The organism is Bdellovibrio bacteriovorus, assembly GCF_041888015.1.
In the GTDB taxonomy this organism is placed as follows: domain Bacteria; phylum Bdellovibrionota; class Bdellovibrionia; order Bdellovibrionales; family Bdellovibrionaceae; genus Bdellovibrio.
The window spans coordinates 3,020,634-3,043,761 of the sequence record NZ_CP168968.1 but is presented as its reverse complement, the minus strand read 5'-3'; the positions used below and the strand labels follow the sequence as shown (position 1 = coordinate 3,043,761).

The window sequence follows — 23,128 nt, the reverse complement described above, 5'->3', positions numbered from 1 at the left end:
TCCTAAAATGTCACCCTTTAAGGCCCATATCGAATATAGGGGCTTTGCAAAGAATGACTCTCTCCTGAAGGGAATAAATGCATCGAAGGTGCCACGGTGCTTTGGTCCCAGTTGGAATTATTTGCATTACAGCGTTGGAAGCTGTCGAGATTTTAGTCAGGGGACAATTCGGGCCTTTCTAATTTTGAGCACAAATCAGCTCTGATTCCCGACAGTTCAGTGGGATGAGCCTTGTCTCAGATTGAGACGGGGTTTTAGCTAGGGGCACACATGGGAGGTCATTCATGAAAAGGTTTTCCTTTGCGCTTCTTACTTCATTTGTACTTTCTTCGATCGCACAGGCCGTTACGATCTGGGGACCACCGGTTTCAATCGGGGAAGCTTCTGTAAGATCTTTTGTTGAAGCTTCAGATACAGGGGAGCCGCTGTCCATTGGCGTGGCATTTCCCCGAGAAGCTTTGCAGGGTCTTCCCGAGCATGAGCCGGGTTTATACGTGGTCGCTTTGCCGACGGTGGTTTCGCTGCCGCCCTACAATCACATTGTCCTAAACTGGATGCCGCATGGACATGAGCCTGACAATATCTATGGCAAGCCGCATTTTGATTTTCATTTCTATCTGATTTCTCCGGCCGAGCGGGAAGCCATCACCTGTCAAGGGGATGATCATGCGGTCTGCATGCAGATGGCGCCAGCCGCTCAAATCCCGCCTTACTACGTGCCGACTCCAGAGGGGGTGCCGGGGATGGGTTGGCATTGGGTGGATCCGCGTTCTCCGGAATACAACGGGCAGCCTTTCACCAGTACTTTCATTTATGGATTTTATGGTGGAAAGATGAACTTCCTGGAGCCCATGATCACGAGAGAGTTTATTCAGGCCACCACGGCCTTTGAAAGTCCGATCCCCATGGCGGAAGCTGTGGCTGAAACCGGGTACTATCCAGCTCGCTATACCTTGGAATATAACGAAGAGATGGGACTGCACATGATTACGATGAGGGATTTGATGAAGAAGGAAGCTGCTACAGAGCAAAAACCTTCTGACAGGAAACTGCGCGCGGCGTATTGAGCAGGCGTTGGCCATACATACGAGCTAAGGGGCTTGCGGACTTGAGTTCCCAGATACGGGAAACCTCATCGGCGAAGTGGGTCCCTTTTAGTTTGCTTTCCAAAAGCGCCTCATCCAGAAGATGCAACCAAACCAGAGCTTTCTTGCGCTCTTGCAGCCATTCGGCCCGGGTTTTAGGTGTATAGGCTTCACTGGCCAGAGGTGCTTTGAAGTCGTTGCTGAAATTAAAGAATCCCAGAGAGGAAACGGCTTTATAGGGTTTCACTGCGAATTCAACCTGATCGTCGATCAGGATAGTGCGAGCGGGGTTGGATTCTGGCAGAACCAGTGCAAGATCCTTCTTATAGCGCTTTGAAAAACGGATGGTCTCATCTTGAGACAGCTCTTTCAGATGCTCTTTGGAAAACACGCGGTAAGCGACATCTCGCAAAGACCTTCCATCGGAAAGGTGAACCTGTGAAAGCAAAGTTTCATTGCGTGATCTTTCGCCACCGCTGAAGAAGCTGATGCGAACTTCGGGATGTCTTTGTAAAAGGGTTTCTATCATCTCGGGCAGATGGTCGGTGTAGCGATAGGTTTTACCTTCGACGGTGCGCTGTTGAGGATCGGTATCGTTCGCTTTTTCAATGGAATAAAAGGTCGTCCAGTCGATATCGAAGACAAGATCAATTGGAGCATTCGCCCTGGCGGTGAAAGGCTGGAAGCATATCAATAATAGGACTGCCAGCCAAAGTCTCATGCGGTTCCTAGAAAATAAAGGTGGCAGAGGCGTAGATCAGAGAACTTTCTTCATCCAGTAATTTGACGTTGGAATCCGTGCCGTTGGGTCTCAGAGTGGAGCCTGAGTTGGTGTGGCCGGCGGCAATATTGAGGGACGAGTTGATATCATAGCCAATTTCCTGGCTGAAATCGAAAGAGTCTCTCATGACGTCCTGATAGGACCAGGTGTTCATGTGAGTGAACGTGGCAGACAAGGCAATTCCTGATTCAAATGAATAGGAAACGGAAACCATCTGGGAAGAGCTGTATTGAGTATTCACAGCCCCATCCAGTGCGGTTTCATACTGGTGGATATTGCGAGTGACACTGGCGCCGCCCATGATATCCAGTCCTGTAATGAGACGGTCCGGATTGATCATCAAGTCACCACCGACAGTGACGCCCGTCAGAAGATTTTGTCTTTTATGAGCATCCTTGGACGTCGGAGCAATCATACCCAGACGATAAGTGCCTTTGAAGGCGTTGTTCAGATCAAAAGGTGAGCGACGCAGGGATACAGATGTGTTGCTGAAGTCATCATTCTGGGCGTCTTTCATGTCCTGAGAATAGCCCCCTTGCACGCGCAGGGAGAAGTTGTTGGTCAGCTTCAGGTTTAAGCGAGCCAGATAGTCCATCGCATCAGACTGAGTTCCATCTTCATGATTGATCAGATTTGTTGAGCGGCTGGCACTGATGAATCCGCTCCAGCGGCGTCCATCTTTTTTAGGCGCCTGCATGACGGAAGTGGGGGAGGTGACAGAAGCATTGTTATTGGCAAAAACCGGTGCCGCCATCAGCGCTGTGAGCACAAGTCCAATAAGGGGGCGAATTGCATTAACCATAGCTTCTCCTCAAGAGCTTAAAAAGCTCCTAAAGAACTTATTGCGAAGACAGTGCCAGTAATAAATTCAGTCTGAGTCATTTTAAGCACATTGGACTGTCCAACGTTTAGCCACCAGTCCCAAAAGGGGCTGTGGCACCGGCCAATTGCATAGTGAGCAAATAAGTCAGACGAGCTACGGGTCGTCTTGACAGTCCCAGCCAACGCGATGAGGATGGTCAGGTGCAAAAAACGAGAGATTATATTCTGATTTATTCCGATGGTGCGTGCTCTGGGAACCCTGGTCCCGGAGGCTGGGGCAGTGTTCTTCTTTATCCTGACAATCAGGTGCTTGAACTTGGCGCTGGAGAGTCTTCAACAACGAACAATCGTATGGAGATGACAGCTTCCTTAGAGGCTCTGCGAGCCGTGGCTCACCTGAAAATGCCAATTCATTTCTATACCGATTCGACGTACCTGATCCGAGGAATCACACAGTGGATTTTTGGATGGCGCCGTAAGAACTGGCAAACCGCAGAAGGCGGTGAAGTGTCCAATCGCGATCTGTGGGAGGATATTTCGCAAGTCGTGGCTGCGCGAGGTGCACAGGGGAAAATCGAATGGCTTTATTCCCGTGGTCACGTGGGTACGCCGGGGAATGAGCGCTGTGATCGAATCGCGGTGGCCTTTTCCAAAAAGGAATATATACAATTATATCGTGGTGATCTGGAACACTATGGGATTGATCTTTTGAATGTTCCGATCAATACCGCATTGCCCGAGATGAAGGGCGCTGGCGAAAAAAAGAAAGAAGCCTTTAGCTATTTGAGCAATCTGGGGGGGCTGGTCTATCGCCATCGCAACTGGCCATCCTGTCAGAAACGGGTCAGTGGCCAGTCCGGAGCCAAGTTTAAAAAAGCCATGTCCGCCGCTGAAGAGCTGGAAATCTTGAAGTCCTGGGGCTTGGGGTCTGGGACGGAAATCAAGGAAGGATAAGCACTATGGAAATCAGCAACAGACAAATCCTGATCACTGGGGCCAGTCGTGGGATTGGCCGTGCCTTTGCGAAGATGTGTGCCGAAGACAAAGCACATCTGCATCTGGTGTTGCGTAAGAACGATGAAGAGATCGTACAAGAGCTGATGGACTTGGGTGCCAAGTCCGTGACGGTTCATGAAACCGACCTTGCTACTCGGGAAGGTGTGGATGCTTTGTTGGAGCAGTTGAAAGAAGTTCCATTGGATATTCTGTTCAATAATGCCGGTTTGCTGACGGGTGGACTGATTGAAAAACAGCCCATTGATGATATCTATAAAATGATGCAGGTGAATGTGAATGCTCTCGTGCACCTGACTCATGGGATTCTGCCGGGAATGTTGAAGAGAAAACGTGGGAAAATTATCAATAACTCCAGCGTGTCTGCGTATATGCATTTCCCCTGTGCTTCGACGTATGCAGCTTCCAAGGCGGCAGTCGTGGCCTTCACAAACTGCATTCGTTTGGAGCTGAAAGACACGGGCGTTTCCACCTTGTTGTTGATCACGCCGGCAGTAAGAACTCGTATGTTTGATGAAGTCGAAAATCTATACTCCAAGAATTTTGAAATTCCGACGGACACCATGTCGCCTATGAAGTATGCGCAGGTGATTCGCGAGGCGATCTTGCACGATCTGGAAGTGGTTGAGCCTTCGGGTCTAACCGGGGTGGGGCTGAAGATTGCGAAAATGGCAAAGCCTCTTTTTGAGATGGAAGTTCTACGCCGCTTTAAGCGCTCCTGATGTGTCCACGACCTCTGTAAATCTTAAGTTCCTGTAAGGCTCTTGAAACCTTTTTCAAGGGTGCCGAGAAGTAGACAGGAATTGGGAAATGATATTGCCGAGGCTGTTTTTTTCTTTATTGTTATTTGTGTTTCTTGTGCGGGAGGTCCCGGCTCAGGATAAGGAAGCTGTGAAAAAGTCAGCGACCTGTGCGCGTCGTTATCTGGTGGACATTAGCGATTTTGAGCCCTTGGCTATTCGCAAGAATGGCCGTCTTGAGGGATTTGCTCACGACATTACCATGGAGCTACAGTCCCGCCTGGGGTGCACATTCATTGAAACAGAACGTTCCTTGCCGGTGGGCATTGAGAATATGTCCAGTGGCCGCTCGGATATTGCATTGCTGGGGTCTGAACGCTCTGGTTACTCCAAGGGAGGACATTTCGTCCGCCTCTATACCAATTATCGTGAGATGCTGGTGGCTCAAGGGAGCTATCGTTCCGAATGGAAGATCGAAGATTATCTTCAGGATAAGAACATTAAGTTCGCGCACCTGATCGGTGGCTGGAATATGATTGATAGAAAGCAGGAGGAAGAACTGCTTAAGGAGGGCCGCCTTTTGGGAACTCCAGGGCCAGAGGGGGCATTTCGATTATTGAAGGCCGGTCGTGTGCAGGCTATTTTATTTTCAGGCATTGTGAATACGCACTATATCTCCAAGCTTCATTTGGAAAAGCTGATTGAAAGAGTGGAGGACAGGTCGATGAGGGTTGAAATCGGCGCGTTTATCTCCAAGCGTCGGGTCAGTACGGAAGAGCGCTTGTTGTTGGAAAAGGCTTTGGATGAAATGAAAAAAGATGGGAGTTTCCTCCGCATCTTTTCAAAATATGTCAGCCTGCAAGAGGCGCAACATCGACTTTCAGAATAAAATTAGGGTTTGATCGTCAGGGTTCCAGAACCCACCGGGCCCGTCATGGTGACTTTCATTTCTTTACTTTCAACAGACAACATGGACACCGGGAATGTGAAAATATAAGGCGTCGCAAAGCGGTTGTGGAATGGATAGATTCCCTGAATTTCTGCCAGCGGCAGCTTCACACGGGTGGCTTTGCCTTCGAAACGGCGACCGTCCACGTCCAGGAAGATTCTCCATACAGTTGTGTCTTTGAATAGATCGTCGTTCTTTCTTTCTGGGGTGAAGAAGCTGACGAAGAATTCCGCCTGTTTGCTGAGGCGCTGTTCAAACTTCGTTTTTTCTTCCTGATATTTGCTTTCGCTCCACTGATACAGACGGATATTTTGATCCAGCTGGGCCGCTGCCACTTTGGAATTCAAAGCAACGCCTTCCACATCCAGCACATTATAAAAACCGGAATAGCTGCGGATTTTATCAGAGTGCTGCTCCAGCACCTCCATGTATTGATCGGAGGTGCGCAGGGTGCGCCCGGAAGGTGTGACTTCATAGGTGGAGGCGCATGCTGATAGAAGGGTGATAAGGACTAAACCGAAAAGCTGTCTCATTACTTAGACTCCAAAAAACCGTCGAGGAACTTCTTAATATCCGCAAACACTGTCTGGCGGATGGTATCGTTGATCAGCTCGTGCTTTGCATTGGGATAGACAAACAGTTCTTTTTGGGAACTGCCCAGATGCTCGTACAAAGCCTTGGTGGCAGCCGTGCTGATGACTGGGTCGGAATCCGACACGATCACCAAAGCAGGTTTTGTTAATTGATTGGCGCGGGGGGTGACGAAGTCGAAAGACTCCAGGAAACCCAGGAAGGCACCTGGTGACACGCGTGTGTGGCGAAGAGCATCCTGCTCGTACTCGCGAATCACATCTGGATCGCGGGTCAGCATGTTGTTTGTAAGCTCATTACCCATGGTGATTTGTGGAAGAATTTTATTCAACAACCCAGCACCCACAGACTTAAACGCAGGGACGGGAACGGTCAGCCCCAGCAGAGGAGCGCTGATCACCATCGCAGTAAAGTCGATGTCTGAATTCTGCAGAAGAGTTTTCAGTTGAATCAATCCGCCCATGGAGTGGCAATATAAGATCACCGGTCCTTTGCGAACTTTTTCCTGTTGCAGAACCATGTTCAAAAAGATTTTGTAGTCCTTGCAGTAATCATCAAATTCAGCAACGTATCCACGGCGTCCTTCAGAACGCCCGTGACCACGCAGGTCCCAGCCATAGAAGCTCCATTTGTCATTTTCAAACGCCTTGATCAGGCGATGATAGGACTCGGAGTGTTCGCCGTGGCCGTGAGTGATGATCACCGTACCACGTGCTTCGGGGTTGTCCCAAATTTGGAAGAACAAATTGATGTCTTGATAGCCTTTAAAGAAACCTTCAGATCTTTTGTACATACAGTCTTAGCTTGCCGTGACTGGCCCTTGCCGGGCAAGTCAATTCAGGCCTCGAACCACGATTGTATCCTGAGCGGTCTTGCTCTTTTCGGGATAGTCGAGATTGTAATGGATGCCTCTGGACTCATGTCTGCGCAGAGCACATTCCACCGACAGATCGGCAACGATGGCGATGTTACGCAGCTCCAGAATGTCTGAATGGATCTTCATGTTGGAATAATATTCTTTGGTCTCTGAAAGAATATTTTTAAGACGGTGCTGGGCCCGTTCCAGACGTTTGTTGGATCGAACAATCCCCATATAGTTCCACATCAGGCGACGGATTTCGTCCCACATGTGATTGATCACAATCATCTCGTCATCATTGGATTCCTGAGGGTGAGTCCAGGGTTTGGGTTCTTTCTCGGACAAAGAGTAAGAGCCCCAGTGAGTCTTGATTTCTTCAGCGCAGTTGTGAGCCGTGGTCAGGCATTCCAGCAAAGAATTGGAGGCCAGACGGTTGGCTCCATGCAGACCTGTGCACGCAGTTTCGCCAACAGCCCACAGACCGGTAATATCCGTGCGTCCGGTGACATCTGTCAGGACCCCGCCACAAAGATAGTGGGCGGCAGGGACAACTGGAATAGGTTGTTTGCTCATGTCGATACCGAATTCTTCACACTTGTTGAAGATGGTTGGAAAGCGCTGCTTAAGGAACTCGCGATCCAGTTTGGTCATGTCCAAATACACGCATTCGGCACCAGTCTTTTTCATTTCCTTGTCGATAGAGCGAGCCACAACATCACGCGGAGCCAGCGATCCCAGTTTGTGATATTTGCGCATGAATGCATTGCCCTGGCTGTCCACCAGTTCTCCGCCTTCACCGCGCAGAGCTTCGGAAATCAGGAAGTTGCGGGATTCGCGGTGGTACAAGCAGGTTGGGTGGAACTGCATGAATTCCAAGTTGGCGATGCGCGCACCCACACGATAGGCCATGGCAATGCCATCACCCGTAGCCCCACTCCAGTTGGAAGTATACAGGTAGACCTTGCCAGCGCCGCCAGTTGCAAGAATTGTGTTTTTTGCTATAAAAGTGTGCACTTCGCCGGTTTGTTTATTCAGGGCATAGCTGCCGATGCAAGTCACTGGAGCCATGTCTGTCGGATCAACTTCCTTATTTACGATAAGGTCGATCGCATAGAACTTTTCCATCAAGGTGATGTTTGGATTTTCCAAAGTGCGGGCTAAAAGAGTGCGGTGAATCTCTAAACCAGTTTGGTCTTCGAAGTGAAGAATGCGGCGTTTGCTGTGTCCGCCTTCGCGCGTCAAGTCGATTTCGACGGCTTCTTCAGAGCCCTTTCTGCGGACGTCAAAATGAACTCCCCAGTTTATTAAATCCTTAATCCGTTCAGGGGCTTGCTCTACATAATCGCGAACGACAGTTTCTTTGCAAAGGCCGGCTCCGGCTTCCAAAGTGTCCTGAACATGAGACTCAAAGCTGTCTTCTTCGGACATGACTGCGGAGATGCCTCCTTGGGCCATTGCCGAATTGGTGCCGCCCGCGCTTTCTTTGGCGAGAACGGTGACTTTTCCTTTTTCAGACAGCTTCAGCGCCAAAGCCAAGCCTGCAGTGCCAGAGCCGATAATTAAAACATCACAGCGATGAGTACTCATAGTGAGGATCTTCTACTCCTTTTAGTGGCATTTGCAAAGGACTCTTGCTTGATTCTTACCAGTTTCTAAAACTACAATGAAATCAAAGGTATCTCGTTCATTTTTCCAGGGAAGGAACTGCCTCAATGAAAGTTAAACTCATCGTCGTTCTGATTGCTGTGGCAGCGCTGTTTATCAGTGCTGTTTTGTGGCGGACCGATAGCTTCGTCTATGGTGATCGCATGAGTTGGGTCGAAGCGCAGACGCGCACCCAGTTGGGGGCCATCAATCATTCTTTGGCAGTGGAACTTAAATCTTTGCAGCGTGTAGTTTCCAATCTCAATGCTGACAACTTTCAAAAAGGGAAAATGAACTGGAACTCATTGGCTCCCTATTATGCGGTAGGTGCGTTTTCTGTTCGTGGCAATGAACTGGAGCCGCAGGCGTTGTCGGTGCGTGAAAACTCCAAAGCGGCTAACTGGAATAAAGAATTTATCAAAGCAGCTATTGGAAACCTTGCAGCCCGCAGCAACGATGAGCGCTTTTATGTAAAGCCATTTCAGGATGCCCAGCGTGGTCGCTATGTGGCGCTAGTGTTCATCGAGGGTTCCCGTGCTTATGCGCTTTTTGGATCTGGCGAAATCTTTCAGTCCATGATCGACGCGCAAAAGGGCAGTTTGAGCGCCTTTTCGATTGTGACCTCTTCCGGGCTGACTGTGGGGCACTCGGTTCCTGAGTATCTGGGCACGGTGATGCGTGATGATCCTGTTTTCCTGGAAGCACAAAAAAGCGGTTCGTCTCATGGCAGCTCTGTTTTCAAGTTGAAGTCCGGTCAGGAACTTTATGGCATGTTTGAAGCCATTCCTCAGAGCAATCTTCTGGTGTTGAGCTCGGCTCCACTGAAAGATGCGATGAAGGGGCGCGGTGGTCTGTGGTGGCAGTTCCTTTTGTTGGGAGCAGGTCTTGTGTTGGTGGGAACTGCAGCGGCCCTGTGGGTGATTTCTCCGGCAGAAAAAGAAATTGAAAATCTGGAGCACGCTTTGGCTGAAGCAAAAGCCAAGCCCGCTCCGGCGCCGGTTGTTGAAAAAGTGATCGCTCAAGATCCTGAGATTGCGCACAAAGAACGTCTGAATGCAGCCACGCGTGTGGCCTCTGCACTGGCGCACGAAATGCGTGGACCGCTGGCATCCATTCTGGGCTATTCGCAAATGATTCTGGCCAAGCATCCCGAAAATGAAGTTGTGCAAAGCACAGAATCCATCTTGCGTGAAACTCGTGCGGCTCGCAGTGTTTTGGATAAACTTCTGGGTTATGCTGGCGAGGAAGTGAAAGAGAAAAACGCCGTTCGTGTCGAGGGGCCTGTTGTGCGTGCCTTGAAGGAAATGGATTCCGTGCTTTCGCAAAAAGGCGTGAAAGTGACCAAGACCTTCCAGGACGCTTATGCCAAGGACATGGATGTGGATGCTGTCACCAAAGCATTGGTGAACATCATGACGAATTCCGTGGAAGCCATGGAACGTATGGCGAAAAAAGAAATCAAGCTGGATATCTTCGAAGACGAGCGCGGAACCCATTTGACCATCGAAGACTGCGGTGAAGGGATCGACGCCACCAACATTGAAAAAATCTTTGATCCGTTCTTCACGACCCGCTCCTTCCAGAACCACATGGGGCTGGGACTTTCTGTGGCCTTCGGAATCCTGAAAGAACACAATGCTGAAGTGCATGTGGAATCCAAGCGTGGTCAGGGTACGAAAGTGATGATCCTGTTCAGAAAAACCATGGGTGTTCCTGCGATGCAGGCACCAGTGGCACCACAGCCGGAAGTGCACGAAGAAGTGATCGTTATGCAGGATCTGCCAAGTCTGAAGATGGAATCCGAGCATCGTGCTGAGGCCGTGACGAGTTTTGAAGAGTCGCAGCAGTCGGCTGTCGGTATGAATCCGGTATCGCCATTGGACGTGAATATCGACAATCTTCTGGAAGAACTGCCCGAGGTTGCAGAAGTCAAGCCTGCGGAAGAAGTGATGGTGACCACAACAAAAAAAGTTGTGAAAAAAATGAAAGTGAAAAAACAGGCCCCGACTGCTGAAGATGAGCTAACGTTCATTGATGGCTTCATGGGTGATCAGGCTGTTCAGGAAGAAGAGGTTGAAGTGGAAGTCGAGGTTGAGGAAGAAGTCCCGGTGGCTGCTGAAGAAATCAAAGCTGCTCCTGTGCAGGCGGAACCTGCGGCGGGTGCCAGCCTTGCTGAAATGGATTCCCTTGATGATGAACTGACTCCGGTGAATTTTGTTGTTCCTCCCAAGGCAGCGGCTCCGGTGAAAACCTCCAAGCTGGATAGTTACCACGTTGAAATTCGTCGCCCTGGAAAGAGGATTTAATTGAACATTCGCGACTATAGCTCTCAGTTTACGGTTTTTGTCTTCACCACGGATGTGGATATTGGAGCTTCGACGAAAGTGTATCTTTCGCAGGCGGGCTATGATGCCTATTTCTTCCAAGACCCTGAAACGTTGGAGCAAAGACTTAAAGAGAGCGCACCTCATCTCCTGGTTTTCTCCACGGCGGCCCTGGCGGGTAGCTTGAGTGACTTTGTAACGTTGGTTCAGCAGATCAACGAGGAGATCCGTTTTATCGCGATCAGTGCCATTGGACAGTTTGATATTCTGGCGCAATATAATAATCACGGTTTTGTCGATGTGATTTCTGATGATCCGGCGGCTTTGGAATCCCGTCTGGTTTGGGCGGTGGATCGCGCCTGTGAAAAGCTCTATCTGACATATCAGAATGAACAGCTCTTTGATGATTTGAATACGACCAAGGCCCGCATGGACGAAGTTCATGAGGTGGCTGTGAAAAGTATGAAGCAGGCGGAAATCGAAAAGGCTCCGGCTGCGGCGTTGTCCACCAGAATTGGGGACTATCGTTCCGCGCAAAGCAAAGAGGATCTGATTCAAAAATATCTGAACCAGATCCCGGGCAACTTGTGCATCTTCTTTAAGTTCCTACCGTCAGTTCGTTCTTTTGTGGCCACTCATGCAAGTGGAGTTCCGGCATCGGATATCCAAGGCGTGGGCGTACAGCTTGAGTCCGGCGACATGAAGGAACTGAGTACGCAAATGGCTGTCGGGCTGTTGCCCCCGCGTTTTTCAGAAATGCTGGTGGAGGCTTTCCGTTTCAATCCTCCGAAGGCGCTACCGCTCTATGCACACAGTTCGTTGGAAGGTGTGTTTGTTTATTCCGGCAATTTACCAGCCGAAGAAGTTACAAAGATGGGAGAAGAGTTTTCTTTACTGTCTTTGTGTTATTCCAACTTCTCTTTGGAAAAGAAAGTGGACACTTTGGAGGTTACGGACTTCGTTACAGAAGTTTATAACCGCAACTACTATCAAAAAGTGCTGAGCGATGAAGTGTCCCGGGCGCGTCGTTTGAAGCAGCCATTGTCTGTTGTAAAGATCTCGATGGATGATTTTTATGAGATCGAGTCATCTTTGGGTGAGGCGGTGAGAGATGAGTTGCTAAAAGGCGTCGCAACGATCATTTCTAAAACCAGCCGTACCAATGATGTCACCTGTCGTACCGGGGTGAATGAGCTGGCGATGATTCTTCCACACTGTCCGAAAAAGGGTGCAGCCCTGAGAGCGGAACGAGTGCGCCGGATTATTGAAAGCACGTCTTTCCTGGATAACGGGATGAAGGTTTCAGTCAGCCTGGGTGTCAGTGAGTACCCGTCGTTGTGTGATTCCGCCAAGACGCTGGATGAGTCAGCAACCAAGGCCTTGTTGCATATCACGGACAAGGGCGGAAATAAGATTTGTTTGTATAAAGCACCAGAAACTCACCGACCTGAGTTTGAAGTGAGCGCAGAATAGAGTTTAGAATGGAAATGTACCGACGCACATTTGCGGAAATTAATTTGGATCATCTTCAGCACAATATTCAAGTGCTGCAGCGGTCTTTTCCGCAGGTGCCTTTTTTGTGTCCGATGGTCAAGGCAAATGCCTATGGCCATGGGGATGTGCAGTTGGCGCGCTTTCTGGAAACGCTGGGCATCCGCCATGTGGGTGTGTGTCTGATTGAAGAAGGGCTGTTACTCAGAAACTTCGGCGTCAAGGCCGAGATTCTGGTCTTCCGGGGATTTGACCGCGAAGGGGCAGAAAAAATCCTTCAATACAATATGACTCCGGTTGTGACTTCGTGGGAACAGATTGATTATCTGGAAGCGGCGGCAACAAGCCCCGTGGGAATTCATTTGAAGTTTGATACGGGCATGAATCGTCTGGGCTTCCGTCCCGAAGAAGCGCAAAAACTTTTCGATCGTTTGTGGCAAAATAAAAAGATCCGTTTGAAGGCCTTGGTCACGCACCTGTTTAACGGGGAAGATGCTGTGGACCCACAGGGGCTGAGCGCGGAACAGCTTCGGGCCCTTCATAAGGTCAGTGAATTATTCAAGCCATTTGATATTTTCTGCCACGCTCTGAACAGTGCTGGGATTTTAAGTGCTATGCTTCTGAAGGATCAGGGCATTCCGGCGGATCATCCGCTGTTTTTGCAGAACTGGGGATTGCGTCCGGGGCTTTTGATTTACGGTTATAATCCATTAGTGCAAAAAAACTTCGGGGACCTAAAGCCGGTCATGAGCTTGAAATCTCACGTGGCGACTTACAGACAGCTGCGCGTTGGTGAAACAGTGTCTTACGGTGGCACTTGGAAAGCAAAACGTGAATCTGTTATTGCTGTCGTGCCGATTGGTTATGCGGATGGTTATCATCGTATTTTGTCCAATCAGTCTTCGGTGCTTTTTGCAGGTCAAAGAGTTCCTTTGGTCGGCAATATTTGTATGGACTATTTGATGCTGGATGTGACGGACGTGGTTCAGGGGCAGGATTTGAAACAGTTTAAAGATCAGGAAGTGACCTTGTTTGGTTATGGATCTGATGGTACGTTCCTGTCCCCGGAAGAACTGGCTGCGCAGGCACGCACCATCACCTGGGAAATGCTGACCAGTGTGGGAGAGCGCGTGCCACGTGTTTATACCGGAGCCGCCGCTGGTTTTATCTCTGAAGAAGTTGGGGGTTAAATAATGACTCTGTCGCAAAAACTGTACAGAGCCGTATTTGGGTTGGGACGGTACTTTATCGGTACGGTGTCAGACTTTATTGCCTCCACGGGTCAGATCATTCTTTTCTTTAATGAAAGTGTGCGTTTGATTTTTGCCAAGCCGTCGCGCTTTGCAGAAATCATCCGTCATATGGAATTTATCGGAAATCAGTCCATCGGTATTATCTGTCTGACCGGTGGTTTCACCGGGCTGGCGCTGTCTTTACAATTATATCTGGGTTTTAAGCTTTTTAATGCCGTGAATATGGTTGGACCGACTGTGGCTTTGGGGATCACTCGTGAATTGGGTCCCGTCCTGACCGGACTGATCGTGGCAGCCCGTGCGGGTGGTGCGATGGCGGCTCGCTTGGGAACCATGCGTGTGAACGAGCAAATTGATGCCCTGGATGTGATGGGTGTAAACACCAAGCAGTATCTGGTATCACCCCGCTTGGTGGCGGCGTTTATCTGCATGCCTTTGCTGGTGGCGGTTTTTGACTTTGTGGCCATGCTGGGAAGCTGGTTCTTGTGTGTGAAAATGGTCGCGTTGGATGAAGCGGTTTTCTGGCAGAAAATTGCTGATTTTATCGAGATCCGTCACATCAACGAAGGACTTTTGAAAGGCATGATCTTCGGTGTTTATTTCGCCTTGATGTGTACTTATCGCGGTTTCAACACCTCAGGCGGGGCCAAAGGGGTGGGTGAGGCTACGAATCAAGGGGTCGTGCAAAGCATGGTTGGAATTATCATTCTGGATTACTTTGCGACCAACCTGATCCGTTTGTTCTACAGTCTGGTGGGGATTACATAATGGCGACTGAATCGGCAATTTCATTGCGTGATCTAAAGAAGTCCTTTGATGGCGGACATGAGTTCGTTCTGAAGGGGATCAATCTGGAAATCCCTAAAGGAAGTTTGACGGCGATCATTGGTTTTTCCGGAACCGGAAAAAGCGTGATGTTGAAGCATTTGCTGGGGTTGTTTAAACCCACCTCGGGCACGATCGATGTTTTGGGGACCGATCTTTCAACATTGTCACCGGATGAGTTAACCAAGTTCCGTTGCAAGTTCGGGGTGCTGTTTCAGTCGGCGGCTTTGTTTGATGATATGACGGTTCTGGAGAATGTTTGTTTTCCCTTGCAGGAACACCGTCGAGACCTGAAGCCGGTCCAAGTCCTTCGTATAGCCGAAGAAAAGCTTCATCAGGTCGGTTTGGAGTCCAAACATTTTCATAAACTTCCAAGTCAAATCAGTGGTGGGATGCAGAAGAGAACAGGTCTGGCCCGAGCTCTCGCCCTAGATCCAGAAATTCTGATCTATGACGAGCCGACCACGGGTTTAGATCCCATTCTGACTGAAATGGTGGATAATTTGATTCTGAGTACTCATAAGTTAAAACCAGGTGTGACTTCCATCATGGTGTCCCATGATTTGTCCGCCGCATTCAGGATTGCCGACCATATCGCGATGTTAGATAGTGGCCGGGTTCTGTTATTTGGTACTCCAGAGGACTTCTTCAACACCGATATTGAACTGGTGAAGAGGTTCGTGAATAAAGGGATGAAACATCAATGAATTGGCTTCGTGCAGCTGAGTTTAAAGTCGGATTAATGGTGATTGTGGTGGGATCTCTCATCGCAGTCATGTCTATGCAGGTCAGCGACGATCCATCTTATCTTGGTCGATCCAAAAAAGCCTGGTTCCTTCTTCCGAATGCTGGCGGGTTGGTGAAAAACTCGGCCGTGCGTTCTGCCGGTATTCCTGTTGGGGTTATTAAGGACATCCGTTTGCAGGATGGAATGGCCCGTGTTGATATCACTTTGAAATCCGAGATCCCTTTGACAACTTCCGCAGCCATTGAAATCAAGGCGCAGGGGATTTTAGGGGACAAGCACGTTGAGGTTTATCCGGGGTCCCCGACAGATCCTCCCTTGGAAGACAACGCCCAGATCCTGAGCATTCGCGAGGGCGGCAACCTTGAAAACCTGATGAGTCAGGTGTCGGAAGTGACTTCCTCATTGAAAGAGGTTACGCGCAATCTTCAGGAAGCTACATCTGAGGATGGCACCCGCGCCCATATTTTGGGCCGTATTGTGAAGAATATTGAGACATTGACGGGTGATCTGGCGCAGATGACGACAGATAACAAAGAAAAGATCGGCGATATCGTGGATGATATCCATGATATCACGGCGAATCTTCAGGATGTCATGAATGACAAAAGTGATTCCGGTCTGAAAGAAACCTGGAAGCGTTTGTCGAACTCTGTGAAAAACCTGGACGACATCACCACGCGTATCAACAAGGGTGAAGGCGCGTTGGGTAAACTTATCAGCGACGAACAAACCTCTGAAAGCTTGACGTCGGCGATCGACGGCCTGGGTGGCATGATGGATTCTGCCAATCGCATCCAGACCGCGTTTGATTTCCGTGGTGAGTATCTGGGTGAAGTGGGTGCGACCAAGACTCATATCGGTGTGCAGATTCAGCCAGGTCTGGATCGTTACTATTATATTGGTGTGGTTGATGATCCAGCCGGTGTGGTTGAAACAACCCGCACTCAGATCACAGGTCCGGGGGCAGGTACGGTGGGTCCTGGTGATTACACTGAGAAGAAAACTTACGAAAATAGAATTAAGATCACGGCTCTTTTTGCTAAGAACTTCTGGGATCTGACCCTCAAAGGGGGCGTGATCGAGAACAATGGTGGATTCGGTATCGACTACTTCTTCTTCCGTCGTAAGCTGAAATTCACAGCGGAAGCCTTCCAGTTTAGTCATACGAATGTACGAAGCTCTCTGTCTTATACATTGTACCGCGGTATTTATATTACCGGGGGGATCAACGATGCCTTTGATCAACAGGGGGCGAGATCGGGTTATCTTGGGGCAGGTTTGTTCCTGACGAACGACGATCTTAAATTACTTCTAACCAAGGCGCCTTTTTAACATATGAACGGTGACAACGTGAGCAGCTCAGAGAAGAACTGGTTAGTAAAATCTTCCACGAGGATTCTTGGACCCTTCACTCTAGCTGAAGTCACCGAACAATTGCGTACTAAACAAATCTCAATTATCGACGAAGTTCGTCAGACTGACGGTCGTTGGAGTTATATCCGCGAAAACAAGCTTTACATGGATATCGTTAAAAATATCCGTGAAGAGCAGGATAACAGCTCTGAACAGACCATGACTCAGTCCATTGCTCATCATACGATGACCCGCACGGATATTCTGCCGATCTCAGACGAGATGACACTGACGCCACCGCCAGTATCAGTACCGAATTTAGATCTGACTCCGCCACCGATTCGCGATATCAAAGATGTGACTCCGGTTCCGCAAAGTCCGGCCAGCCGCACGGCTGCCACAGCCGCCGTGACCAAAAGTTATGGAGCTTCCGGGGATGCTCGTTTGCAGGATAAAATTCGGGGTAAATCCAATATCATGCGCTGGGCTTTGATGGGCGCAGCTGTTGTGGTTGTTGGGGTGGTCTTTGTTGTTCTGACTCAAAAAGATAAGAATAAGACATTGGGTTACGATGAGCTGATGAATCAGGCTTTGCGTTACAAGTCCCTGGGCTTGTATGAAAAATCCCTGGAATCGTTTCAGCGCGCCTCCAAGTTGAAAGAACCGGATATGGAATCTCAGGTTCAAATGGCGACGGTGCTAATTTCCGAAGACCGTCAAAGTTTGATGGGCCGCCGTATTCTGGAACGAGCCCTGGTTCAGGAAAATCGCAGCCGTTCGGAAATCGTGGACGCTTATCTGGGTATCGCGGTTTCTTACATGATGGATGGTGATCTAAAGCAGGCCGAAGATACTTTGCAAAAAGCCATCGGTCACGAACCGTTCAATATTTCCGCTCTTTTAAATCTGGCTATCATTCAGCTTAAAAAGGGAAATTACGGCGAAGCGATGCGGGACTTTGATTCCATCTATCGCAAAAACCCGGGATCTGTTCTGGCGCTATTCGGAAAAGCCATGGCTTCGGTGGAATATGCCAAAACATCCAACGATCCAAACTTCCTAAGCACATTGGTAGGCGACATCAAAGCCAACATCCAAAAAACCGGCTATCTTCGTCAGGAGCTTTTGTTGTTCCTGGTGTATACGCAAAGTCTGATGGGGGATGTGGACGGTGTAAACCGTGCGGTTGTGCAGTTCCTGGCAGAGATGCCCGGACAGGCGCGCAACTATATCCATCCGTTGCAGGTGGAATGGCGCTTTACCCAGTGGGACTATCTTGAAAAATATTGTGCAGAGGCCTTTAAAAAACAACCGCCTCATGCCGAGCTGAAAGCTTTGCGTTCTATTTGTTTGATGGAAGTGAATCGTGACTCTGACGCCTCTAAAATATTGCAGGAAGCGTTGGCGGAAGCCCCGAAAGATCCCTACGTGTTGATCACTCAAGCCAGTTATCTATCCAAGGTGGGACGTTTGCCGGAAGCTCTGGCTATCCTGAAAATGCCGGAACTGTCACAGATTTCCGTGAAGAATCTTTTGATGGGTGACATCTGTATTACCACACAGGACATTGCATGTGCTCAAGCGTCTTATACGCATATCTATACTACGGATAAGCGAAGTGCACCGACGCTTTATGGTCTTGCTTGGGTTATGATGAAGAATAATAATCGCCCTATGGCTTATGATTATGTTCGTGCTGGTTTGCAGGCAGAGCCTAACTATCTGCCTTTGCTGGAGTTGAGGGATCAACTGGAGTCAGAGTAATGAGACAGTCCGTCCAGGCTTTAAGTATCTGGATGTTTCTTTTGTTGGGTGCCTGCACGAAGGAGCCCGGCTATCAAGTATCTGAATATCACGAAATCAAATCTGATGATCTTCCCGAAGAGGTGAAGGTTCCGAGACAGGCCTGGGACCTGATGGAGTTCAAGTCCACCGCGGAAGGGGCTGCTGCCGTTTCCAAGAATTTGATCTTCTCGGAAGTAAATGTTTTTCTGGTCGAGAAAAACCCTGGTGTGGTTGAGGGTGAAGCTCTGAAGATTGCACTGCCCAAAGGGGGCGGCACCATTGATCTGTCCCGTTTTATCACTGGCCAGCGTGGTACTTTCTATGTTGGGTTTGAGTTTCCGGCATTTGCGGAAGCCACCGGTAAGAAAGTTCTTTTTGTAAGCAAGGCCCGCAAGCGCCGTATCGGCAGTGAGGTGTTCGGAGCTGGTTGCAATCAGTTCTTTGATATCACTGAGGAGTTCTTTAAAAAGATGCAGGCCGAGGGGCTGAAGGTGAATAACACCCAAGAACGTCATCTCAGTGTCTTGGGGGGGAGCTTCCTGTTTGCCGCTGAAAAGGGCACGGATGTCTATCTGGCCCAGGTGAAATTCACGAACACTCAATTGCCCCAGTATTTCTGCGAGGAGCGCTAATGGAAAAGCAAACAGTTCAGAGTCTTCAGGATAAAGCTAATGTGGACTCTCTTTTTCTGGTGAAGGAAAAGAATGTTTCTGTTGGCAAAAACGGGCGCCCTTTTATGGGTCTTCAGTTGGGGGATGCCACGGGCAGCATTGATGCTCGCCTCTGGGACCGCGTGGATGAGCTGTCACGTGATTTTGAAGTCGGTGATATTTTAAAAGTAAAAGGTCTGGTGCAGATCTTTCAAAATCGAAAGCAGCTGATTGTGCATCGTCTGGAGAGGGTGGAAAGTTCCACGGTGGATATGGCGGACTTTATTCCGGCCACGGCCCGTAACTCTGAAGATATGATGGTCGAACTTTTGCAATTGGTGCGTACGATGAAGAACGATTATCTGCGCCAATTGATTTTGGATACTTTAGAAGATCCAGAGATCCGTCCCATGGTTCTGCGGGCTCCGGCAGCCAAGTCCATTCACCATGCATGGCTGGGCGGATTGTTAGAGCATATTCTTTCTATCTGCAAAATCATGGATTTCATGGGCACTCATTACAGTTTCCTTAATCGGGATTTACTTTTGTTCGGTGCGATTTTCCACGACATCGGCAAGGTTTGGGAGCTGTCGTATGACAACGGTATTGCATACACAGACCGGGGCCGTTTGATCGGACACATGCAGATCGCCTGTGAGCTGATAGATAAAAAATCCTCTCGTATTCTTGGCTTCTCTGAGGAACTGCGTGACATCTGCAAGCATATTATCTTAAGTCATCATGGCAAATTGGAATATGGATCTCCGAAGCGTCCTAAATTCCTGGAAGCGATGGTTGTGGCGATGGTCGATGATTTCGACAGCAAGGTGGCCACGATAAAAACCATCATGGACAACGAGCGTGGCTCGGGGGAAAAGTGGTCACGATACAGTGAATTGTTCGACCGCTACTTCCTGCTCGATGATATGAATGAGAAATACTAACAATGATGACCCGTGTGTTGGAGCTTTTGAAAACTTATAAGAACTATGATCCAGCCGCGAAGTCGCTGTGGGAGATCGGTTTACTTTATCCGGGACCCAAAGCGATTGCCTTGCACCGCTTGGCTCATCATTTCTATATTCTGAAGCTTTATTTCCTGGCTCGTCTGGTGGCCGAGATTTCCCGTTGGTTGACGGGAATTGAGATTCATCCGGGCGCCACACTTGGAAAACGTCTGGTGATTGACCACGGTTTTGGGGTGGTGATCGGGGAAACTGCAGTGATCGGCGATGACTGCATCATCTTTCACGGTGTGACCTTGGGTGGATTGAAGTTTGATCCAGTAAAGCGACATCCAACTGTTGGGAATAAGGTTCTGATTGGAACCGGTGCCAAAATTCTGGGGCCGATTCAGATTGGCGATGGAGCGATGATCGGCGCCAATGCCGTGGTGATCCGTGATGTTCCCGCTGGAGCAACGATCGTAGGACCACTGGCAACACTGAGGTGAGCATGAAGAGTTTGGAACAATGGTTTAGCGAGTACGGAGAAAGTCATCGCCATCCCACGAATCAGATCATTCATAAGATCTGTGTTCCTTTGATCTTCTTTTCCATCGTCGGTCTTCTTCTGCAAATTCCCGTTCAACTTGGACCTGTGAAGCTTGGAGAGCTGATGATTGCTCTGGCTTTGGGGTGGTATATGACCCTGGGAAGCCGGGCTTTCTTGGTGATGCTTGGACAGATATTCCTGAGTTATGTTCTTATTTATGCGCTCGGTCAGATTGTTTCGCCATTCTGGCCCTTGGTCCTGATTTTTGTTCTGGCGTGGATTGGACAATTTGCTGGCCACAAAATCGAAGGGAAAAAGCCGTCATTTTTCCAAGACTTACAGTTTTTGCTCATCGGGCCGCTGTGGGTCGTAAAACCTCTTTTTAGGTCCTGAATATTCTCATCCTATTTTCATGACCCAATCCTCATACTAAAAGCTTCGCATGCTGCCCTGCTTCTCTGCGATACTGTAAGAGTTCTTAATCTAGGCGAAAGGAGTTCGGCTATGAAGCAGACAGAAGCGATTCAAACGGTGCCAACTTCGAACACCCATCAAGGGGAGAGCGGTGGAACAAACGCTCCAGTTCGAAAAAGAAGTCGCCGTCGCCGTTTGGCCGGTTGGTAAGTGACCAACCTTAGCCGGTGAAAAAGGCTCACCCACAGGGGCGAACCTTTTTGACCGGCTTTTTTTTGCCCGCCTCAAGACCTCATCTGCTTCGTTGCTTCGTTGTCGGCGTACTGGTAGTACGCCTTTCGCCTCGCGCCTTGCAGCTGAGGCCTTGAGACGGGCAAAAACTCATTTAGAAGATTTTTGGCTTTCAGTTTGTTTGCAGTCTCAGTTTCTTTTCAATCGGTTTTCTTCGCGTTTTCAGTCCTGTCTGATTTTTAGGAATTGCTGTTCTTTTGGGTGGAGTGCTTTTAGATCAATGAGCACGACAGTGAAGGACAAATCCATTTATGAAAAGACAAGGTAAAACACCACGTTTTAAAAGACAGAGAAGACTTTTGACCGAACTTCCCGGTATGGGGAAGGCGGGCGCTTTGGAAAGACGCCCTTATCCTCCAGGTCAGCACGGCTTACAACGCCGAAAGTACTCTGAATTCGCTTTGCAACTTGAGGAAAAACAAAAGCTAAGATTCCACTATGGACTGCGCGAAGAGCAATTCCGTCGTTTGATCAACAAAGCTAAAAAATCCAAAGCCACCAACTGGGTTGAGGCTCTGGTAAACCTTTTGGAAAAACGTTTGGACAACGTTGTATTCCGTATGGGCTTCGCCGGAAGCATCCCAGCGGCAAGACAGCTTGTATCTCACGGAAAAGTATTGGTGAATGGGAAGAGGGTGAATATTGGTTCGCAAACGATCAAGGTGGGCGACAAGATCGCTTTGGCACCCGAGGCTTACGAAAACCAAGTTTATCTTCAGGCAAAACAAACTCCACGTTTGCCGCTGCCTTCTTTCATGGTGAAAGAAGAGGTTGCCGGTAAAGAGCAAGGTCGTTTGACAGACGAACCGAACTTGGAAGCAGTTCCGTTTGCTTTCGAACCGGGCTTGGTCATCGGCTACTACTCAATGAGGGGCTAATGAAAACATCCAAGTTCATCGAAGCAGAGCAAATTGCCTTCGAAGAAATTACCGAGAGTTGGGTGGCTGTTAGGTTCGGCGACGAAAAGTTCGTGATCGACATGGATACTTTGTACGATCTGGCTTTTCGTTCGGCGTCCTTCCTGGCTTATCTTGAAAGCCGGGAAGAAGAGCATGCCGGTTGCGTCTGTGACGCAGTCCCGGCAGAGATGAAAGTTCACTAACTAGGCTCTCAACTGTTAAAGTCCGCTTGGCCGCTCCCAATTTCTTCGTCGTTCAGTAAAACCTGATAGCGGATGGGAAGGGCCTTTGAGAGCATCGCACTCACTCCGCAAAACTTGGTCTGTGAGAGTTTCACAGACTCGAGAAGAATCGTCTTGTCGACGCTTCCTGTAACTCGAAATAAAAGATTGGCTTCAGTAAATATGACCGGATGGCCTCCGGAGGACGAAGTGATGCCGACTTCGACCTGAAGGGACTTATAGTCCTGCTTGTGCTTTTTAAGAAGGGCGATGACATCCATCGCTGTGCATCCACCCAGCCCTGTCGCTACCAGTTCTTTAGGCGTCATGGCTTTATTTTCACCCAAAGGGGCTTTGGCATCCATCATGACCGTATTGCCATCGCAGTCCGCGGTGAATCTCATTTTTTCGTTCCAGTTAAGGTTGGTTTTCATCATGTGCCTTTCTGTTGGCTGGGAGCGATATTAAAAATTTCATGAATCGCTTTTTGTAGACTTTCTTTTGGAGCAAGCCCAGAGGCCATCGCGGGAGCTCCGTTCATAGGAATGAAGAGAAGCGACGGGATTCCGCGAATTCCAAACATTGACGCCAGCTCAGGATTCAGCTCGGTGTTGACCTTATATATATCTACAGTGCCTGCGTACTCTTTAGCGAGCTCCTCAAGGATGGGAGTGAGGGCTCGGCAGGGGCCACACCAATCGGCGTAAAAATCCACGATGGCAGGGCGTCTCCCCTTGAAGGTCCACTCCTTGTCCTGCTCAAAGTTAAAGATTTTCTCTTTAAAGGTCTCTTTGTTGAGAATTTCCATAAAAAATCTCCTTGATTTACATATTATCATATTATAAAGTAATAATATGTCAAACGAAAAAATATCCCCCAAAATACAGGCAAACAA

Annotated in this window: 24 protein-coding genes; 17 read left to right on the top strand and 7 right to left on the bottom strand. The window is 49.0% G+C overall.

Annotated elements, in window-relative coordinates:
* Positions 1-284 precede the first annotated feature (284 nt).
* Positions 285-1,067, top strand: a complete 783-nt coding sequence (locus ACES2G_RS14575) for a DUF5602 domain-containing protein (RefSeq protein ID WP_374000599.1) — start codon at positions 285-287, stop codon at positions 1,065-1,067.
* Here the strand turns inward: ACES2G_RS14575 and ACES2G_RS14570 are convergent.
* The gene (locus ACES2G_RS14570; protein WP_347357962.1) at positions 1,021-1,806 is read right to left on the bottom strand and encodes a hypothetical protein; all 786 of its coding nucleotides are present in this window, start codon (positions 1,804-1,806) and stop codon (positions 1,021-1,023) included. The two genes, ACES2G_RS14575 and ACES2G_RS14570, sit on opposite strands and share 47 nt — an antisense overlap.
* A 7-nt stretch (positions 1,807-1,813) precedes the next feature.
* On the bottom strand, positions 1,814-2,668 hold the full coding sequence (locus ACES2G_RS14565; protein WP_347357961.1) for a hypothetical protein: 855 nt from the start codon (positions 2,666-2,668) through the stop codon (positions 1,814-1,816).
* Between the two features lie 221 nt (positions 2,669-2,889).
* On the opposite strand from ACES2G_RS14565, the gene ACES2G_RS14560 reads away from it, so the two are divergent.
* The 3 genes from ACES2G_RS14560 to ACES2G_RS14550 all read left to right on the top strand — a co-directional run bounded on the left by ACES2G_RS14560 (position 2,890) and on the right by ACES2G_RS14550 (position 5,331).
* Entirely contained in the window at positions 2,890-3,642 is a 753-nt protein-coding gene (locus ACES2G_RS14560; protein ID WP_374000598.1) for an RNase H family protein, read from the top strand.
* Positions 3,643-3,647: 5 nt separating this feature from the next.
* Positions 3,648-4,424, top strand: a complete 777-nt coding sequence (locus ACES2G_RS14555; RefSeq protein ID WP_347357959.1) for an SDR family NAD(P)-dependent oxidoreductase — start codon at positions 3,648-3,650, stop codon at positions 4,422-4,424.
* Between the two features lie 169 nt (positions 4,425-4,593).
* The gene (locus tag ACES2G_RS14550) at positions 4,594-5,331 is read left to right on the top strand and encodes a transporter substrate-binding domain-containing protein (RefSeq protein ID WP_347357958.1); all 738 of its coding nucleotides are present in this window, start codon (positions 4,594-4,596) and stop codon (positions 5,329-5,331) included.
* 2 nt (positions 5,332-5,333) lie between these two features.
* Here the strand turns inward: ACES2G_RS14550 and ACES2G_RS14545 are convergent, their stop codons facing one another.
* Genes ACES2G_RS14545 through nadB form a run of 3 tightly spaced genes read right to left on the bottom strand, consistent with a single transcriptional unit; the run spans position 5,334 to position 8,428 of the window.
* Positions 5,334-5,924, bottom strand: coding sequence for a hypothetical protein (locus ACES2G_RS14545; RefSeq protein ID WP_374000597.1), 591 nt, complete (start codon positions 5,922-5,924; stop codon positions 5,334-5,336).
* Entirely contained in the window at positions 5,924-6,775 is an 852-nt protein-coding gene (locus ACES2G_RS14540; RefSeq protein ID WP_347357956.1) for a lysophospholipase, read from the bottom strand. Before ACES2G_RS14540 ends, ACES2G_RS14545 begins: the two co-directional genes overlap by 1 nt.
* A 39-nt stretch (positions 6,776-6,814) precedes the next feature.
* The gene (gene nadB / locus ACES2G_RS14535; RefSeq protein ID WP_347357955.1) at positions 6,815-8,428 is read right to left on the bottom strand and encodes an L-aspartate oxidase; all 1,614 of its coding nucleotides are present in this window, start codon (positions 8,426-8,428) and stop codon (positions 6,815-6,817) included.
* A 125-nt stretch (positions 8,429-8,553) separates the two neighbouring features.
* Between nadB and ACES2G_RS14530 the strand changes: the two genes are divergently transcribed.
* From ACES2G_RS14530 to ACES2G_RS14470, 13 genes are all read left to right on the top strand, one after another.
* Positions 8,554-10,791 carry a sensor histidine kinase gene (locus ACES2G_RS14530; protein WP_374000596.1) on the top strand — a complete coding sequence of 746 codons (2,238 nt, stop codon included), beginning with the start codon at positions 8,554-8,556 and terminating at the stop codon, positions 10,789-10,791.
* Positions 10,792-12,282: a GGDEF domain-containing protein gene (locus ACES2G_RS14525; protein WP_347357953.1), complete on the top strand. Its 1,491-nt coding sequence runs from the start codon at positions 10,792-10,794 to the stop codon at positions 12,280-12,282. It begins immediately after the preceding gene.
* A gap of 8 nt (positions 12,283-12,290) precedes the next feature.
* Entirely contained in the window at positions 12,291-13,490 is a 1,200-nt protein-coding gene (alr, locus tag ACES2G_RS14520; RefSeq protein ID WP_374000595.1) for an alanine racemase, read from the top strand.
* Between the two features lie 3 nt (positions 13,491-13,493).
* Complete coding sequence (locus tag ACES2G_RS14515; RefSeq protein ID WP_347357951.1) at positions 13,494-14,321, top strand: ABC transporter permease; 828 nt, start codon at positions 13,494-13,496, stop codon at positions 14,319-14,321.
* On the top strand, positions 14,321-15,085 hold the full coding sequence (locus ACES2G_RS14510) for an ABC transporter ATP-binding protein (RefSeq protein ID WP_347357950.1): 765 nt from the start codon (positions 14,321-14,323) through the stop codon (positions 15,083-15,085). The genes ACES2G_RS14515 and ACES2G_RS14510 overlap by 1 nt, the downstream gene beginning before the upstream one ends.
* Complete coding sequence (locus ACES2G_RS14505; RefSeq protein WP_347357949.1) at positions 15,082-16,458, top strand: MlaD family protein; 1,377 nt, start codon at positions 15,082-15,084, stop codon at positions 16,456-16,458. Before ACES2G_RS14510 ends, ACES2G_RS14505 begins: the two co-directional genes overlap by 4 nt.
* Positions 16,459-16,461: 3 nt before the next feature.
* A complete protein-coding gene (locus ACES2G_RS14500; protein WP_374000594.1) occupies positions 16,462-18,243 on the top strand; it encodes a tetratricopeptide repeat protein in 1,782 nt (593 codons plus the stop codon).
* Positions 18,243-18,896, top strand: a complete 654-nt coding sequence (locus ACES2G_RS14495; RefSeq protein ID WP_347357947.1) for a hypothetical protein — start codon at positions 18,243-18,245, stop codon at positions 18,894-18,896. Before ACES2G_RS14500 ends, ACES2G_RS14495 begins: the two co-directional genes overlap by 1 nt.
* Entirely contained in the window at positions 18,896-19,858 is a 963-nt protein-coding gene (locus ACES2G_RS14490) for a 3'-5' exoribonuclease YhaM family protein (protein WP_374000593.1), read from the top strand. The genes ACES2G_RS14495 and ACES2G_RS14490 overlap by 1 nt, the downstream gene beginning before the upstream one ends.
* A 2-nt stretch (positions 19,859-19,860) precedes the next feature.
* On the top strand, positions 19,861-20,367 hold the full coding sequence (gene cysE / locus ACES2G_RS14485; protein ID WP_347357945.1) for a serine O-acetyltransferase: 507 nt from the start codon (positions 19,861-19,863) through the stop codon (positions 20,365-20,367).
* 2 nt (positions 20,368-20,369) lie between these two features.
* On the top strand, positions 20,370-20,801 hold the full coding sequence (locus tag ACES2G_RS14480) for an Mpo1-like protein (protein ID WP_347357944.1): 432 nt from the start codon (positions 20,370-20,372) through the stop codon (positions 20,799-20,801).
* Between the two features lie 563 nt (positions 20,802-21,364).
* A complete protein-coding gene (rpsD, locus tag ACES2G_RS14475; protein ID WP_347357943.1) occupies positions 21,365-21,991 on the top strand; it encodes a 30S ribosomal protein S4 in 627 nt (208 codons plus the stop codon).
* Positions 21,991-22,215, top strand: coding sequence for a hypothetical protein (locus ACES2G_RS14470; RefSeq protein WP_347357942.1), 225 nt, complete (start codon positions 21,991-21,993; stop codon positions 22,213-22,215). The genes rpsD and ACES2G_RS14470 overlap by 1 nt, the downstream gene beginning before the upstream one ends.
* An 8-nt stretch (positions 22,216-22,223) precedes the next feature.
* Here the strand turns inward: ACES2G_RS14470 and ACES2G_RS14465 are convergent, their stop codons facing one another.
* Positions 22,224-22,670, bottom strand: coding sequence for an OsmC family protein (locus ACES2G_RS14465; RefSeq protein WP_347357941.1), 447 nt, complete (start codon positions 22,668-22,670; stop codon positions 22,224-22,226).
* On the bottom strand, positions 22,667-23,041 hold the full coding sequence (gene trxA / locus ACES2G_RS14460; protein WP_347357940.1) for a thioredoxin: 375 nt from the start codon (positions 23,039-23,041) through the stop codon (positions 22,667-22,669). Before trxA ends, ACES2G_RS14465 begins: the two co-directional genes overlap by 4 nt.
* Between the last annotated feature and the right edge of the window lie 87 nt (positions 23,042-23,128).

What these genes read in the sequence shown, in the direction of transcription:
- trxA (WP_347357940.1), bottom strand. Translation starts at nt 23,041, where the DNA reads ATGGAAATTCTCAACAAAGAGACCTTTAAAGAGAAAATCTTTAACTTT.
- ACES2G_RS14570 (WP_347357962.1), bottom strand. Translation starts at nt 1,806, where the DNA reads ATGAGACTTTGGCTGGCAGTCCTATTATTGATATGCTTCCAGCCTTTC.
- ACES2G_RS14545 (WP_374000597.1), bottom strand. Translation starts at nt 5,924, where the DNA reads ATGAGACAGCTTTTCGGTTTAGTCCTTATCACCCTTCTATCAGCATGC.
- nadB (WP_347357955.1), bottom strand. Translation starts at nt 8,428, where the DNA reads ATGAGTACTCATCGCTGTGATGTTTTAATTATCGGCTCTGGCACTGCA.
- ACES2G_RS14530 (WP_374000596.1), top strand. Translation starts at nt 8,554, where the DNA reads ATGAAAGTTAAACTCATCGTCGTTCTGATTGCTGTGGCAGCGCTGTTT.
- ACES2G_RS14470 (WP_347357942.1), top strand. Translation starts at nt 21,991, where the DNA reads ATGAAAACATCCAAGTTCATCGAAGCAGAGCAAATTGCCTTCGAAGAA.
- ACES2G_RS14575 (WP_374000599.1), top strand. Translation starts at nt 285, where the DNA reads ATGAAAAGGTTTTCCTTTGCGCTTCTTACTTCATTTGTACTTTCTTCG.
- ACES2G_RS14465 (WP_347357941.1), bottom strand. Translation starts at nt 22,670, where the DNA reads ATGATGAAAACCAACCTTAACTGGAACGAAAAAATGAGATTCACCGCG.
- ACES2G_RS14510 (WP_347357950.1), top strand. Translation starts at nt 14,321, where the DNA reads ATGGCGACTGAATCGGCAATTTCATTGCGTGATCTAAAGAAGTCCTTT.
- ACES2G_RS14500 (WP_374000594.1), top strand. Translation starts at nt 16,462, where the DNA reads ATGAACGGTGACAACGTGAGCAGCTCAGAGAAGAACTGGTTAGTAAAA.
- alr (WP_374000595.1), top strand. Translation starts at nt 12,291, where the DNA reads ATGGAAATGTACCGACGCACATTTGCGGAAATTAATTTGGATCATCTT.
- ACES2G_RS14490 (WP_374000593.1), top strand. Translation starts at nt 18,896, where the DNA reads ATGGAAAAGCAAACAGTTCAGAGTCTTCAGGATAAAGCTAATGTGGAC.
- ACES2G_RS14505 (WP_347357949.1), top strand. Translation starts at nt 15,082, where the DNA reads ATGAATTGGCTTCGTGCAGCTGAGTTTAAAGTCGGATTAATGGTGATT.
- rpsD (WP_347357943.1), top strand. Translation starts at nt 21,365, where the DNA reads ATGAAAAGACAAGGTAAAACACCACGTTTTAAAAGACAGAGAAGACTT.
- ACES2G_RS14555 (WP_347357959.1), top strand. Translation starts at nt 3,648, where the DNA reads ATGGAAATCAGCAACAGACAAATCCTGATCACTGGGGCCAGTCGTGGG.
- cysE (WP_347357945.1), top strand. Translation starts at nt 19,861, where the DNA reads ATGATGACCCGTGTGTTGGAGCTTTTGAAAACTTATAAGAACTATGAT.
- ACES2G_RS14495 (WP_347357947.1), top strand. Translation starts at nt 18,243, where the DNA reads ATGAGACAGTCCGTCCAGGCTTTAAGTATCTGGATGTTTCTTTTGTTG.
- ACES2G_RS14480 (WP_347357944.1), top strand. Translation starts at nt 20,370, where the DNA reads ATGAAGAGTTTGGAACAATGGTTTAGCGAGTACGGAGAAAGTCATCGC.
- ACES2G_RS14565 (WP_347357961.1), bottom strand. Translation starts at nt 2,668, where the DNA reads ATGGTTAATGCAATTCGCCCCCTTATTGGACTTGTGCTCACAGCGCTG.
- ACES2G_RS14540 (WP_347357956.1), bottom strand. Translation starts at nt 6,775, where the DNA reads ATGTACAAAAGATCTGAAGGTTTCTTTAAAGGCTATCAAGACATCAAT.
- ACES2G_RS14515 (WP_347357951.1), top strand. Translation starts at nt 13,494, where the DNA reads ATGACTCTGTCGCAAAAACTGTACAGAGCCGTATTTGGGTTGGGACGG.